The organism is Streptococcus australis, assembly GCF_019930045.1.
GTDB lineage: Bacteria > Bacillota > Bacilli > Lactobacillales > Streptococcaceae > Streptococcus > Streptococcus australis_D.
This window is the reverse complement of record NZ_JAHZQQ010000002.1, coordinates 62,945-78,341: the sequence shown is the minus strand read 5'-3', so window position 1 is coordinate 78,341 and position 15,397 is coordinate 62,945. Positions and strand designations below refer to the sequence as shown.

Genomic DNA, 15,397 nt, shown 5'->3' with positions numbered 1-15,397 from the left:
CATAAAAGGACTGAGAATCATCTCAGCCTTTTTGGTTTATTCTGATTTGTGAATATCCTCTTTGACCTGGTCAACATTGAACTTGGCAAAGAGATACTGGCGGTCCTGGACAGGGAAGCGTTGATCCAATTGATCAATGGCCCCAACTTCAACAATCCCTTCTTTGATGACAAAATCCATGACATGACCTCCGAAGGTATGGTCATCTGAGATAAAGTGGAGGTGATAGCCTGCTACACTGACCCCATGAAACATCTCTGGTGTCCAAAAACCAACAATGGTTCCTGTAACATTTTCTCGCGTAAATTCTGGCTGATGGGTCGCCACGTCTGCAAATTTGGTTTCCGATGTTGATTTTGGAATCATGCGCACATGCATTTTGGCGAATTCTCCGTGAATCTTAATTGAACGAAACAAATTTTCACCATCGTAATATGATTCAATGCGAGCCTCTAATTCCTCGTCTGTCATTTCAAAGCGTTGCCGAAAAATCACTTCGGCCTGATGGGGAACGATGGCCGCATAGGGAACTGTCGCATCCGGGGCCACTTCCACAATCTCTGGCTCTTCTCCTGATCCCTTAGCTTGATAGGCCTTGCCATCTAGGACAATTAATTCGCCATCAATTGAGTCCAGGGTCCCAATTCCTAGATCTCCGTGCTCTAGTAATTCTTTAATGGTAAAGGATCCTCCATAGAGACCTGCCATCAAAGCCCCCAAGGTATTGTATTGAAACAATTTCACCGGTTCCATTATCTTCTCCCTCATTCATCTTGTCTTCTTTTTAGCCCTTCCAGTATACCATATTCTCAAGGACAATAACAGAAAGACTGATTAAAAAAGAGCGGGTCAGAACAATGATGCACACTTGTTCGGATTCCCGCCCTTCAAGGCTCAAATAGTTAATCTTCTAATAGGCTCTCATAGAAAGCTTGCATTTGCCCATCATCTGGGACTAGCTGCAAATAGCCTTCTGCCACTTCCCGGGCTTTTGCGATTTGTCCCAACTCTCTCAAGAGGTAACTATAGCTTTCTAAGTACTCTGGATTTTCTTTCAAATCTGGGTAGAGCTCTTCATAGATTGGAGCCGCTTTTTCAACCTCTTCGAGTGCTACCAAGGCACGAGCGATATTCCAACGGGTGACGACATTTTCCACTTCCACTTCTTGCCATTCAAGGACGTCTTCATAGCGTTCCTGTTCCAAATATAGAGTTGTTAGGCGAAGGGCGATATCTTCAAGATCCTCAGCAACTTCTTTGGCTTCTAACAAATACTTCTCTGCTTTTTCTGGCTGGTGCAACTCGTAGGCCAATTGGGAGGCTAGAAGGAGGAGATAAGCGTCAAAAGGATTCTTTTGGATCCCTTGCTCTGCTATTGCTAGCGCTGTTTCTCGGTCATTCTCAGCTTGTAGAGCCAAGGCATAACCATATTCATACCCTTCGAAGTCTGGCGACAGTGTATCGATCTGCTTGAAGTAGATCAGAGCACGTTGATACTCTTCTCGGTCATAAAGAAGGGTTGCCAATTCATAGGCAATCTGGTCATCAAACTCGATTTCCAAAGCTTTTTCTAAAAACTCAATGGCAGACTCAAACCGACCCAGATTGGCATAAGCATAGCCAATCCGCTGGTAGGTGGAAATGCCTGTTTCTTCTAAAATGAATCTGTTATCTAACTGAGCATACTCTTGAATGGCTTCTTGGTAATTTTCGAGTTCTAGATCAATCTCTGCCAAGCCTAGTTGAATAATAGGGTCATCTGAAAGACTTGCAGCTTCCATCAGCTTTTCCCGAGCCACATCTGCCAAACCCTCACTTTGGTAGAGATCTGCCTTGACCAAGAGACTAGCCAGGTACCACTCCGAACTTTCCGGGATTTCTTCCAAATAAGCAAAGGCTTCTTCCATTAGGCCATCTTCCGCTACAATGGTCGCTAGACTCAGATAGACCTCTGGATAATCATCTTTCAGATGCAAGTAAGTTTGTTTTGCTTCAGGGTAAAACCCGATACTTTCAAAATACTGGCCCAATTCTAACAAGGTTTCTGGATCATCTTCTAGAAAAGCCTTATCCAAATAAGCCGGCAGACGATCTAGCTCTTGGTTCTCAATTGCTTCTAGGATTTTTTGACTATTCTTCACTTTGAATTTCCTCAACTTCGTCTTCTTCGTACAAGCCACTGACTTCTTTGTACCATTCAAATAGAGCACTGATGACGACCTTGGCGGAAGCGTAAACCGGGATTCCTAAGAAGACACCCCAGATTCCAAACATAGAGCCAGAAGTAATCAATACAAACAGGATGGTAATTGGGTGGATATTGAGCTGACTACCCAAGACAAGTGGAGAAACGAAACGTCCCTCGATGGTTTGCTCAACAATAAAGACAATGACGACTTTGACAAACATTTCTGGTCCTGCTACCAAACCCAAGACTAAGGCTGGGAGCATGGCCAAGAAGCTACCCAAGTATGGAATCAAGTTCAGGAAACCAGCGGTTACACCAAGTGTCACAGCATAACGAAGTCCAATGATCTTAAACAAAAGAATGAACATTAAGGCCACAATGATGGCAACTGTGATCTGACCTCTGACATAATTGGCCAATTGGGTATTGACATCAGACAGGACTTTGCCTGCTGATTTACGAATCTTGGTTGGTAAGAAACGGATAATTTGACCTTTCAAATTCTTCCCATCTCTCAATAGATAGAAGACGATAAAAGGCATAATAATCAAAGCGATAATGACTTGAGAGGCGACAGCAATCAGATTGCTGACCCAGTTGACTGCACGGGCAGAAAAGGAACTCGCCCAGCTAGTAATATTCTCTGACAACTGGCTGGTCCATTCATCCAGTTGAGGCTTGATTTCTGGCGACACTTTGTTGTCTAAGAAATCATCAATGGTCATATTGGCCTTTTCCAAGTAATCTGGCAGATTCTTCATAAAACTGAGAACCTGACGCTGAATGGCTGGAATAGCGACGGCCAAGCCCCATAAAATGAGAAGGGCAATCAAGATAAAGACGATGGAAATCGCAATAATCCGCTTAACTCGGTGCCTTTCCAAAAAGTCAACAATTGGATTTAACAAATAATAGAGGAGGCCTGAAATAATGACGGGCAGCATGACCGCTGCTCCAAACTCTAACAGGGGTGTAAAAATAAAGCTAATCTTGCTCAGAACTAAAATATTTAATCCCATTAGCAAGGCTACAAGGAAAACAGTAATGGCCTTATTATCAACAAACCATTTAAAAAACCAGGATAAACTAAAATCTTTTTCTTTATGTTCCACAGGAATCTCCTTCGTTTTCAATCTGTTTTTATTTTAGCATTTTTAGTCTATAATTTCACGATATAGCTGAATGTGAGCTAGTTTTTAATTCTTAACTTGTCAATCCTTCACCTAATCGTTTTCCATCCCCTTCTTTTCTGATATAATGGAGCTATCAACAAAGTCGAGGTGCATGTAATGCAAGATATTTATTTCGGAACCTATACCAAACGCGACTCCAAAGGAATTTACAAAGCTTCCTTTGATGAGAGAACTGGACAGCTAAGGGATTTGCAACTAGTCGCTCAAGAGCCAAATCCAACCTATCTCGCTTTTTCAAAAGCTGGTTTCTTATACAGTGTAGGTGCGGACCAAGATCTTGGTGGCATTGCGAGCTTTAACCCTGACCACCAGTTGATTAATCACGTCGTCGAGGAAGGCGCCCCCCTCTGCTATGTATCTGTTGACGAGGAACGGGGCTTGGTATATGGTGCCAACTACCACAAGGGGCAAGTCCTCTCGTATCGCATCCATGAGGATGGGCATTTGACCTTGGTCGATCAAGCGACTCATCAGGGTTCTGGACCTCACGCAAACCAAGCCAGTCCCCATGTTCACTATGCAGATCTCACTCCTGATAAACTGCTCATCACTTGTGATTTAGGTACTGATCAAGTAGTGGTCTACCAAGTCGATGATTTTGGGCAACTGACGGAAGCTCAAACCTACCAAACTGCTCCAGGTGCTGGTCCGCGTCATATCATTTTCCATTCTCATTACAAGACAGCTTACCTGATTAATGAATTAAACGCCACCATCGATGTCCTTTTCTATGATGGACTTGGCTACTTTGAACATTTCCAAACCATCTCCACTCTACCAGAAGATTATGAAGGTCAAAAATGGGCTGCTGCTATTCGCCTGTCAGAGGACGGGAAATTCCTCTATGCCTCAAATCGAGCTCATAACTCCATTGCAGTCTATGAAATCTTGGCAGATAGTAGCCTAGTGCTTCTTGAAATCGTTCCAACCAATGGTCTCAATCCTCGTGATTTCATTCTTAGTCCAGACCAAGAATACCTCATTGCAGTCCATCAAGATTCAGACAATGCCACTGTTTTTAAACGTGACAAAGAAACTGGTCGATTGACTGAATTGAGCCATGATTTCTACGTACCAGAGGCAGTTTGCGTCCTCTTCAACCAATAATCAAAACGCTTGCTAGTTTGGTTGAAAAATGATTAAATAGTGATATTAATAAATAGTTTATAGGAGAAACCTCATGAACCCAATGGATTTGTTTAACCAAGTCAAAGAAATGATCGAAAAGAAAGATTTCGATGCTGCTAAAAAATTTATCGATGACAACAAGGAGAACCTTGGTGACTACTTAGAACAAGCCAAAGCTCTTGTTACTGGAAACGATCTCGTCAGCGGTGCTGTAGATAAAATCAAAGGCTTGTTCTAATAAAACGATTCCTCAACTATCTAGTTGAGGATTTTTTGTTTGGTTCGATAACAAAAAAGATCCTTGAGAAAACTCAAGGATCTTTTGTATCTAGTTAACTAGATTATTTTTTCAAGTTGTAGAATGATTTCAATCCACGGTATTCAGCTACTTCACCAAGTTGGTCTTCGATACGAAGTAATTGGTTGTATTTAGCGATACGGTCAGTACGTGAAAGTGAACCAGTCTTGATTTGTCCTGCGTTTGTTGCAACTGCGATGTCAGCGATTGTTGAATCTTCAGTTTCACCTGAACGGTGTGATACAACGGCAGTGTAACCAGCTTCTTTAGCCATTTCGATAGCTTCGAAAGTTTCAGTAAGAGTACCGATTTGGTTAACTTTGATAAGGATTGAGTTAGCAGCACCTTCTTGGATACCACGTGCAAGGTAGTCAGTGTTAGTTACGAAGAAGTCGTCACCAACCAATTGTACTTTCTTACCAAGACGTTCAGTAAGAGCTTTCCAACCTTCCCAGTCGTTTTCATCCATACCATCTTCGATAGTGATGATTGGGTATTTGTTAACCAATTCTTCAAGGTAGTCGATTTGTTCTGCAGATGTACGAACAGCAGCGCCTTCACCTTCGAATTTAGTGTAGTCATAGACTTTACGTTCTTTATCGTAGAATTCTGATGATGCACAGTCAAATCCGATGAATACGTCTTTACCTGGTACATATCCAGCAGCTTCGATCGCAGCAAGGATAGTTTCAACACCATCTTCAGTTCCTTCGAAACGAGGAGCGAATCCACCTTCGTCACCTACGGCAGTTTCCAAACCACGTGATTTAAGGATTTTCTTAAGAGCGTGGAAGATTTCAGCACCGTAACGAAGAGCTTCTTTAAATGTAGGTGCACCAACTGGCAAGATCATAAACTCTTGGAAAGCGATTGGAGCATCTGAGTGAGAACCACCGTTGATGATGTTCATCATTGGAGTTGGAAGAACTTTAGTGTTGAATCCACCAAGGTAGCTGTAAAGTGGGATTTCAAGGTAGTCAGCAGCAGCACGAGCTACAGCGATAGACACACCAAGGATTGCGTTCGCACCCAATTTACCTTTGTTAGGAGTACCGTCAAGAGCGATCATTGCACGGTCAATAGCTTGTTGATCACGAACATCGTAACCGATGATTGCTTCAGCAATGATGTTGTTTACATTGTCAACAGCTTTTTGAGTTCCAAGACCACCGTAACGAGATTTGTCACCGTCGCGAAGTTCAACTGCTTCGTGTTCACCAGTAGAAGCTCCAGATGGAACCATACCACGTCCGAAAGCACCTGATTCAGTATAAACTTCTACTTCAAGTGTTGGGTTACCGCGTGAGTCTAGGACTTCGCGAGCGTAAACATCAGTAATAATTGACATTTCTTACTCTCCTTTGAGTTTAAATTTTTTACACCTCTATGATACCTTAAAAATACGCGTTTTTCAAGAAAAAACGTTATCTTTGTGCAGATTTTCCTTAACTTTATCAAGAAATCGCTTTCTTTTTGTTTGGAACAGCCTTTATTCGTTTGGCATTTTCAACCTAAAGTATGATATACTATTCTTATGACTGATCTATCTAAAGAAATTATGGAAAAGGCTAACGGTGGCCTAAAATTAAATCCTGATGAACAACGTCGCTTTCTAGGTACGTTTGAAGAGCGCGTTCTAGGATATGCCGATTTAAAAACAAGCAATAGTCCTCAGCTTCAGAAGGGCTTTTTGAAGGTGCTGAAAAGCTTGAATGAACAAGCTAGCCCTCTCTTTGTAAAGATTTCTCCAAATGTTGATTCTAGCGTTCAGTTGAGCTATCTAAAACAAGCAAAAGAATTTGGTTGCCAGGCTACTATTGTTTCGGAGGAGCACGACTCCTCTCCTTTTGGCCTCGTGATTCATACAGATGCACCAGTGACCACTACTGACAAGGACCTCCGAACTGCTTTTTCGGATCTCTGGGAGGAAGAAAAGAAGCCGACCAAACCTTCTCTTTGGAAAAAATGGTTTGGTTGATCAGAGCTGTCCCTTAGACATTTTATTAGTATTAAACAATAGATGAAAAAAAGCGGTTTAACCGCTTTTTTCTATGCTTAATAGATTTCCGATATTTCTAGCTGTAAAGAGAAGATTTTCTCTCGCATTCTTCAGAAGTTGCTCTAAACTATCGGGATGTTTCGTAATAGAAAAGGCACCGACTATATTTTCAAATGGGAGACTTGGTAAATCATCTGCAAGACTGCCACAAATGGCTATTACTGGGATTCCTTTTGGGGTTCGTCTCGCAACCCCTATCGGAGCTTTCCCGGATAGACTCTGATGGTCCAGTCGTCCTTCACCGACAATGACCAGGTCTGCATTGGCTACTTTGGAGTCAAAGTCGATCAGATCTAAACAGCTATCGATCCCTGATACCAGTCTCGCTTGCGCGAAGGCACAAAGACCCGCAGCAAGGCCACCACCAGCTCCCATCCCTACTTGAGTCAAAATACTTGGACAGTGCTTTTCGTAAAAGCTGTAAATAGCTTGATCCACTTGCTCAAACATATTGGGACAGAGCCCCTTTTGTTTTCCAAAAATATAGGTCGCACCATCTAGTCCACATAAGGGATTGGAAACATCTGCTAAGACCTGTATCTCGACATCATCTGGAATCTTGATCGCTTCCTCTTTACGGACGGAATGCCATTCTAAAAGACTTTGTCCACAGGCCTTTAATTCTCTTCCTTCTCGATCATAGAATTGGTAGCCTAGTCCTATTGCAAGTCCCAGGCCACCATCATTGGTCGCTGTTCCTCCAACCCCGATATAAATCTCCTTTTTTCCCTGTTTGATTAAATAACAAATCAGTTCACCAATTCCTCGGGTTTCTAGGTCAAGTGGACGGCGTTGATCAACTGGAATCTTTCCTAAACCAATCAAGTCGGCTACTTCAAAGAGAGCCAAAGAATCCTTCTCCATATACCGCATTTCTACCGGCTCTCCAAATGGACCTGTGACAAGGGTAAAAGTTTCCTTCAATCCCAATGAGTAGCTGATGGCATCCACTGTCCCTTCCCCACCATCTCCAACAGGACAGGTGACCGGTTCTACATCGAGGAGAGACTGACGCAAGCCTTCTGCAATCATTTCTGCTACATCTTTCGCAGGTAAGCTTTCTTTGAATGAATCTGGAGCAATTAAAACTTTCATGGACTCATCTCCTTTTTCTATCCTTCCCTTTCCCATCACAGCTTCATTTCCATAAAAAAACATCCAGGAATATTCTCCTGGATGTTTTAGATTAGAATCGGATGGATTCTCTTGTTTTTTCAAATGAGGTAACAAATCTCTCTGTTACTCCTGGTTCAACTGTTTCCAATGCTTCTGAAATGACTTTGAATGAAGCAGGATAGTCATACTCTTTTTCAAAGATGTACAAGGCTTCATCAAACGCTGCTTGGACATGATCGTCGAATGAACGATAGCGATTTGAGTATTGAAGCAACTGCTCTGTTAGAGTAGCATATTGTACTAATTTGTAAGTTTCTTCCTCTAACTCTGTCATATCGTTGGTCAAAATATCCAGGAGACGGTTGGCGTTTTCGATATTGACACGACGACCTTCTAACTCAGCCAAGAGAGCTTCTGTGTTATCACTTGCAGTGAAGAAGATAGTAAGGAAGGATTGAGGGATTCCAGGTAAGTTACGCTTATCCATGTAACGCTTAATTGCATGTAAACGGTTGGCGTAGATATTTACCTTTTGACGAGCATTGGTGTCGTCTTTCTCAATCTTAGACAAGGTTTCGCTCAAAGCAATTTGATCATCTTCAATCTCTTTCAGACGTTCTTCAATCGCTTCTAACTCTTCTTGAAGGATAGAGTAGGCTTTTTGAGTTTCAGATGTATCCTTCAAGGCATCTTCTACAACGAGCTCTTGAGCTGTTAATTCAGCTTCTAACTCCTTCAAATGATTTTCCTTAAGTTCTTTGCTTTCAAATGTTTTGCTGAGACGTTCAACTTCTTCTGCTAAACGCTTGTTATTTTCCTTCGCATGGGCAAGGTAACCTGGTAAGGCTTTGACCAATTTTTCAACAACTTTGTGTGATTCAATTTCACGAGTGAAAATATCATACAGGGCGTTGATTTCTTCTTGAATCTGCTCATTTTCATAGAGCGCATTATCTAATTCAAGAGCAGCAACATTTTGTAGGTTGGCTTTCAAAGCTGCATGCAATTGTTGGAACCGTGCTTCCAAATCAGTCTCTGTAAAATGATAACCAGATTCCAAAAGTTTGCGATGACCAGCTTCCAAATCTTCCAATTGATCAGGAAGAGTTGTTTGGACATCCTTCACAATTGCAGGAACTTTTTCAACAATATGCGTCAAGGCTACAATATGGTTTTCAGCTGTATCCAAAATTTCAGCAGCTTCAACAGGGTCACCTGATGAATTCAAGGTTACAAATTTTGAAAACTCAACTTGAATATTTTCAGCTTGCTTCTCGATTTCGGGAAGCGCTGGGCCGTATGCGTCTGGATCAGAAGCTACTTGTTTTTGCAAGTTTTCAAACATATCCAAGGCATGAACAACCCGACCGCTATTCTTTTCTTCTTTTTCTTTTAATTCAGATAAAGCTTGACGGATGGCCTTGATATCTTCATCAATCAATTGAACCTGACTCTCAATATTTCCAATTGCTTGCTTGGCTTTTAAAAAGCGGAAAGAATTGTTGTAGCCTTCTGCTTCAAAGAGGTTGTTCTCGATATCAGCAAAAGAATTGAGGGATAGGTCCACCCATTTTTGATTCCATTCACGAAATGCAACTTGACTTTGACCAATCAAGTGCATATTCTTCACTTCTTCTACTTCATCATTTACCGGAAGGTTATACAACTGTTCTTTTCGTTCTTCCAGAGATGCCAGTAAGGCTTCGTTACGCTTTCTCAATAAGACTGCCACTACATATCCTAAAACCAAGAGGACCCCAATGACAATAATGAGAATAATTAGTCCACTAGACATATAAAAACTCCTTCATTAAATTACTTGAAAGTAATCGTAGTTATTATATCATAAATATTCGAATAATTGGCAAATATCGCAGAATTTTATACATCAAGTGTACTATATTCGGCATTTTCTTCGATAAATTCACGACGAGGTTCTACTCGATCCCCCATAAGCATATCAAAGATTTTATCTGCTTCTGCTGCATCATCAACTGTCACACGCGCCATGAGGCGATGTTCTGGGTTCATCGTTGTTTCCCAGAGCTGATGATCATCCATCTCACCCAAACCTTTGTATCGTTGAATCGTTGGTTTGGAACGACCTTCAGAATAGCGCTCCAAAGCTTCAGCCAATTCTGCTTCTTGGTTGGCTCCTGGTTGGATGTATTCTTTGATTTCACTACCGACTTTTACACCATAGATTGGTGGTTGGGCGATGTAAACATAGCCTGCCTCCAAAACTGGTTTCATATAGCGATAGATCAAGGTTAAGAGGAGGGTTCGAATATGAGCTCCATCGACATCGGCATCTGTCATGATGACTAATTTTTGATAACGGGCTTTCGATACGTCAAATTCTGCACCAAAACCAGTTCCCATAGCTGTGAAAAGGCTACGAATTTCTTCGTTGGCTAAAATCTTATCCATGCTGGCTTTTTCCACGTTGAGGATTTTCCCTCGAATAGGGAGAATCGCCTGGAACTCGCGGTTTCGACCTGATTTAGCAGATCCTCCGGCAGAGTCTCCTTCGACGATGAAGAGTTCTGTCTCAGCTGGATTGTTAGATGAACAGTCTGCTAATTTACCAGGAAGGTTTGAGATTTCTAAACCAGATTTCTTACGGGTGACTTCACGGGCGCGCTTAGCAGCAACACGCGCTTTGGCAGCCAAAATTCCCTTTTCGACAATTTTCTTAGCAATCTGCGGATTTTCCAACAAGAAATCAGAGAAGGCATCGCTGAACAAGCGGTTGGTAATCTTCACCACTTCAGAGTTTCCAAGTTTGGTCTTGGTTTGTCCTTCAAACTGTGGATTTGGGTGTTTGACAGAAATCACTGCAGTCAACCCTTCCCGGACATCTTCCCCTGTTAGATTTTCTTCATTGTCCTTGAGAAGTTTATTCTTACGCGCATAGTCGTTGATAACACGGGTCAAAGCTGTACGGAAACCTTGTTCATGAGTCCCCCCTTCATGGGTATGGATGTTATTGGCAAAACTCATGACGGTTTCGTGATAACCAGTCGTGTACTGCATGGCTACTTCAACCGTGATATCATCCAATTCTCCATCGGTATAAATCGGAGTTTCAAAGATGACATCCTTGTTTTCGTTGATGTATTCTACATAACTAGCAATCCCACCCTCATAGTGGTAATCTTTCGTTTGCTCCTGCCCTTCACGCTTGTCCGTGATCGAGATCCGTAAGCCACGGTTCAAGAAGGCTAATTCTTGAATCCGTTTGTTCAACTTGTCAAAGTCAAATTCAGTGGTTTCTGTGAAAATCTCTGGGTCTGGAGTAAAATGAACGGTTGTACCAGTTCGATCAGTTTCACCGATCACTTCAAGATCTGCAACGACTTGCCCACGTTTGTATTCTTGGTAATGAATTTGGCCATTCTTATGGACGTGAACATCTAACTGAGTCGACAAGGCATTTACGACGGATGATCCAACTCCGTGGAGTCCACCAGACACCTTGTACCCACCACCGCCAAATTTTCCTCCCGCATGGAGAACGGTAAAGACAGTCTCAACCGCTGGACGACCCGTTTTTTCTTGAATGTCAACCGGAATCCCCCGTCCATCATCGACGACTGTAATCGAATTGTCCGCTTCGATAAAGACTTCGATATGGCTGGCAAATCCTGCAAGGGCCTCATCGATTGAGTTATCGACGATTTCCCAGACCAAATGGTGAAGACCTTCTTTAGAAGTGGATCCGATATACATCCCCGGACGCATCCGAACTGCTTCTAAACCTTCTAAAACCTGAATCTGACTGGCATCATATTCTTGACCAGTCGTTTCTTGCTTCAATTCTTCTGTCATTCTTTCCCTTTTCTAATTAAAAATATAGGCACTTAATTGATCCATTGAGTCGAACAAATAGGTCGCCATGCCAGCTCTCTGACCAGCTTCGATATCGATTGGGCGATCTCCAATCACCAAGCCAGACTCAATCGCATACTTGTCTTTTAGATACAACATGGACGTAGGATTTGGTTTACGTGGAAAACCATCATCAGCAGTCACAACTTCTGTAAAGTAATGACGAATCCCTGTTTTTTCTAAGATGGTCTCTACATGATGGTCACGGTGAGAAACCAAAAAATGACGGGCTCCTACAGCTGTTAGACGATGCAATAACTCCTCAGTCCCCTCGAATAAGCAGGGGATTTCAAGAGCTTCTTTCTCTCGCTGTTTATACTCTCCCAAAAAGTCTGGAAGATCTGAGGCAAACTGCTGAACAGCATAATCCGTGGAAACCTTTAAAGCTGCATAAACGGAATCATGATCAGCCTCCCTTTGGAAATACTGTAAGGTCGCTACAAAAGCTTTTGTAGAGGTCTCATAATTGTCCAATAAAGTCCCACCAAGATCCCATATAAAATCATGATAATCCATAGCTTCAATTATACCATAATTTTCAAAAAATTGCTTGTAAAGTCAATGTTTTCACGGTTTTTTTACAGTCATCTCACACCTGTTTTACTTTCATTTAAAAAGCATTTATATTTTGACAAAACTAGCCTATAAAAAAATGAAGACAGGAATTTTCCTACCTTCATTTTTCTTCTCGACAACTATGGGGCCGATGTTCCAAAAACATCTTGATAGAGCATCCCTTCTCTCAATGCTGTGGCATCTCCACCAAAATGGTTGACCAGGGCATAGGAAAAAGCAAGTGCTGTTGCAGGACCCCGACTGGTGAAAATGTGACCATCCTGGACCACTGCTTCTTTCACATAATGCTCTCTTCCAATTTCTTTTTCGAAGCCATCATAGCAGGTATAGCGTTTTTCATCAAGTAGTCCAGCTCGATCCAAGACAATCGGAGCTGCACAAATAGCTGCTAGAGTTTTTCCTCGTTCATGGGCTTCTTTTAAAGACTGAATCAAGCCCTCATGGTCGCGTAGATTTGCTGCTCCCGGCATCCCTCCTGGAAGGACAATGCCATCAAAATGATCCAACGAACCGGACCAGACCTCATCTACCTTCACTGTGATACCATGGGAACCTGTCACTTCTGGATCAAATCCAACCATCAAACACTCGATTGCTGCTCTTCGCAAGACATCGACAACGGTCAAGGCTTCGATTTCCTCGAAACCATTTGCTAACATCACTGCTACTTTTGTCATATCAAATTATTCCTTTCTCGTGTAGTCGACTCAATTGTTTCTGTCTCAAGAGTCTACTTTCTTTTTTCCGTTCTTCACTCACCCTATTTTGATGGCTCATGGATAATAATAAGCCAATCCCAATAAGGTTACTCACAATAGCGGATCCTCCTTGTGAGATAAAAGGCAAGGGAATTCCAGTGAGAGGCAAGATCCCAGTTACAGCCCCAATATTCTCAAATATGTGGAAGACCAGCATCATGATGAAACCAGTTGAGATATAGGTGTAAAATTGATTATTGGATTTCAGGGTAATGCGCAACATCTTATAAACTAGAAACATGTATAAGAGAAGGAGGCACAGTCCTCCTACAAATCCAAAATCTTCCGCGATGACCGTAAAAATCATATCACTCTCCCTGACCGGGATCAACAGATTAGATACATTAAAACCTTGCCCCAATAGACCACCGCTTGCAATGGCCAGCTGTCCCTGAGCCTGTTGAAAGGTCATGGTTTGTGCATAATCAAAAGGATTCAACCAGGCTAAAATGCGGTTCATCTGATAGGTGGGCATCCCCAGAGTTTGATGGAGAAAGGCCCGCCCACCGTCGGATAGAAAGACGGCCAAAAAGAGAGCAATTCCACCTGCGAGGGTCAAAAAGACTGGTAAAATGATTTTCCAGGAGACACCTGAAATAAGGACTACTCCTGAGAAGATAGCCATAAATACCAAGGAGGTTCCAAAATCATGTTGAAAGGCTAGAAGCCCCAGGACCGGTATGGTATAGGCAGCAATTTGGAGAATGAGAGAAAAGTCTTTTTTTAGCGTCCGATTTTCTTCCCTATTGTTTCGTAAAAAATGAACAATCGCACGAGAGACCATCAAGATATAAGAAATTTTCATAAACTCTGATGGCTGAAAAAGGCTGATCCCCTTGTAGGCCACCCAGTTTTTAGAACCGGTCGAAGCAACCAGGTTTGGGTTGTAAAAGTAAAGGGGCAAGACCATTAAGACCAAGCCAAAGACATACAAATAGGGCGTTACTTTCCATAAAAATTCTGTATTAAAGAGCATAACGACAAAACTAATCATACATCCTAAAACAATCCAGGCAACCTGTTGGCCTAAAATAGACCAAACCAAGTCAGGATAATCATTCGAAACTGCAATGTAGACTGCCACCACTCCAAATGCCAATAATAACAAAACAGTGGTGATCAAGGAGAAATCTCCTCTAAGTTTGAAAGACTGACGTCTCTTCATTTCATCTCCCTTTCATTTAGATTCCTAAAACGTGTTGAAGTAGCAAACTAGAAATGGATACAGCTAGCCAGGCCACAAGGCCGATGATGAGAGGAGCCACCCCCTGCTTACGGAAGGCCTGAATAGACACTTGACTTCCAATGCCAACCAAGGCCATGGCCATCAAATATTGTGACAACCATTTACAGAAGGGGATCCAAGAACTTGGAAACCAGCCAAAGGACGTCACTAAAGAAGCCAAAAGGAAATAGAAAATAAACCAAGGAACAATTTTACTCAATTTCACTTGCTTGCCTTCTCGATCCTGTTTCGACCGTCCTAGAAGTTTTAGTCCCAACATCCCAAAACAGATTGGAATAATCATCAAAGCTCGGGTCAACTTTACAACCGTAGCCACTTCACCCGCTGCTTTACTATAGGAAAATGCGGCCGCTACAACAGATGAGGTATCATTAATGGCCGTTCCTGCCCAAAAACCAAATTGCCGATCCGTCATAGCAAGGAGGTGACCAAAGAAAGGAAAGAGGAAAACCGCTAGGATATTAAAGAAAAAGATGGTCGACATAGACAGAGCGATGTCATTTTCATCAGCTTCTAGAACAGGAGAGGCTGCCGCGATTGCAGAACCTCCACAAATAGCTGTCCCCATTCCAACCAAGGCTGTTAGGATCTTTGGAACTTTTAAGAGGTAGCCCATTACAAAAGCAGAGAGAAAGGCAATACTGATGGTCGGTAAACTAATGACCAAAGAAGACAAGCCCAATTGAGTCACCTTTTGAAAAGACATGGTAAAGCCCATCAAGATAATGGAATATTGCAAGAGTTTTTTCCCTGAATAGGCTAGACCCGGCCTACTATTTTGAGGCAAGAGTTGGCTAGCATTCAAAAGGATGCCACATAGGATAGCAAAGAGACTAGAGCCAAGGATAGGTACTGCTTTTCCTAACACCATAGATAGTCCTGCTGTGAGAGCGGCTAGCAAGACACCGGGAACATACTGAGTTCCATTGGGTTTTTGATTCATG

General features: G+C 42.3%; 14 protein-coding genes. 3 read left to right on the top strand and 11 right to left on the bottom strand.

What is annotated here, in order from left to right:
* Positions 1–36 precede the first annotated feature (36 nt).
* The 3 genes from budA to K1J10_RS01100 form a co-directional block, all read right to left on the bottom strand.
* The gene (gene budA / locus K1J10_RS01110) at positions 37–753 is read right to left on the bottom strand and encodes an acetolactate decarboxylase (protein ID WP_398577082.1); all 717 of its coding nucleotides are present in this window, start codon (positions 751–753) and stop codon (positions 37–39) included.
* 149 nt (positions 754–902) lie between these two features.
* Positions 903–2,141 (bottom strand): tetratricopeptide repeat protein, encoded by a 1,239-nt coding sequence (locus tag K1J10_RS01105; protein WP_223355593.1) that lies wholly within the window; start codon positions 2,139–2,141, stop codon positions 903–905.
* The gene (locus K1J10_RS01100; RefSeq protein ID WP_223355592.1) at positions 2,131–3,300 is read right to left on the bottom strand and encodes an AI-2E family transporter; all 1,170 of its coding nucleotides are present in this window, start codon (positions 3,298–3,300) and stop codon (positions 2,131–2,133) included. The genes K1J10_RS01105 and K1J10_RS01100 overlap by 11 nt, the downstream gene beginning before the upstream one ends.
* A gap of 177 nt (positions 3,301–3,477) precedes the next feature.
* Between K1J10_RS01100 and K1J10_RS01095 the strand changes: the two genes are divergently transcribed.
* Complete coding sequence (locus K1J10_RS01095) at positions 3,478–4,488, top strand: lactonase family protein (RefSeq protein WP_223355591.1); 1,011 nt, start codon at positions 3,478–3,480, stop codon at positions 4,486–4,488.
* 73 nt (positions 4,489–4,561) lie between these two features.
* Positions 4,562–4,747, top strand: a complete 186-nt coding sequence (locus K1J10_RS01090) for a hypothetical protein (RefSeq protein WP_061564168.1) — start codon at positions 4,562–4,564, stop codon at positions 4,745–4,747.
* A gap of 103 nt (positions 4,748–4,850) precedes the next feature.
* Here K1J10_RS01090 and eno read toward each other — a convergent pair whose 3' ends face one another.
* The gene (eno, locus tag K1J10_RS01085; RefSeq protein WP_006597394.1) at positions 4,851–6,155 is read right to left on the bottom strand and encodes a surface-displayed alpha-enolase; all 1,305 of its coding nucleotides are present in this window, start codon (positions 6,153–6,155) and stop codon (positions 4,851–4,853) included.
* Between the two features lie 186 nt (positions 6,156–6,341).
* Between eno and K1J10_RS01080 the strand changes: the two genes are divergently transcribed.
* The gene (locus K1J10_RS01080) at positions 6,342–6,785 is read left to right on the top strand and encodes a DUF1694 domain-containing protein (RefSeq protein WP_061564169.1); all 444 of its coding nucleotides are present in this window, start codon (positions 6,342–6,344) and stop codon (positions 6,783–6,785) included.
* A 57-nt stretch (positions 6,786–6,842) separates the two neighbouring features.
* Here the strand turns inward: K1J10_RS01080 and K1J10_RS01075 are convergent, their stop codons facing one another.
* From K1J10_RS01075 to K1J10_RS01045, 7 genes are all read right to left on the bottom strand, one after another.
* Positions 6,843–7,961: a glycerate kinase gene (locus K1J10_RS01075; protein ID WP_061564806.1), complete on the bottom strand. Its 1,119-nt coding sequence runs from the start codon at positions 7,959–7,961 to the stop codon at positions 6,843–6,845.
* Positions 7,962–8,052: 91 nt separating this feature from the next.
* Positions 8,053–9,777: a septation ring formation regulator EzrA gene (gene ezrA / locus K1J10_RS01070; RefSeq protein ID WP_048688742.1), complete on the bottom strand. Its 1,725-nt coding sequence runs from the start codon at positions 9,775–9,777 to the stop codon at positions 8,053–8,055.
* A gap of 86 nt (positions 9,778–9,863) precedes the next feature.
* Positions 9,864–11,813: a DNA topoisomerase (ATP-hydrolyzing) subunit B gene (gene gyrB / locus K1J10_RS01065; RefSeq protein WP_048789359.1), complete on the bottom strand. Its 1,950-nt coding sequence runs from the start codon at positions 11,811–11,813 to the stop codon at positions 9,864–9,866.
* Between the two features lie 12 nt (positions 11,814–11,825).
* On the bottom strand, positions 11,826–12,389 hold the full coding sequence (locus tag K1J10_RS01060) for an HAD-IA family hydrolase (RefSeq protein WP_061564170.1): 564 nt from the start codon (positions 12,387–12,389) through the stop codon (positions 11,826–11,828).
* A 179-nt stretch (positions 12,390–12,568) separates the two neighbouring features.
* A complete protein-coding gene (locus K1J10_RS01055) occupies positions 12,569–13,126 on the bottom strand; it encodes a DJ-1 family glyoxalase III (protein WP_223355590.1) in 558 nt (185 codons plus the stop codon).
* 1 nt (position 13,127) lies between these two features.
* Complete coding sequence (locus K1J10_RS01050; RefSeq protein ID WP_061564172.1) at positions 13,128–14,372, bottom strand: FtsW/RodA/SpoVE family cell cycle protein; 1,245 nt, start codon at positions 14,370–14,372, stop codon at positions 13,128–13,130.
* 16 nt (positions 14,373–14,388) lie between these two features.
* On the bottom strand, positions 14,389–15,396 hold the full coding sequence (locus K1J10_RS01045) for a YeiH family protein (protein WP_061564173.1): 1,008 nt from the start codon (positions 15,394–15,396) through the stop codon (positions 14,389–14,391).
* Position 15,397: the final 1 nt, after the last annotated feature.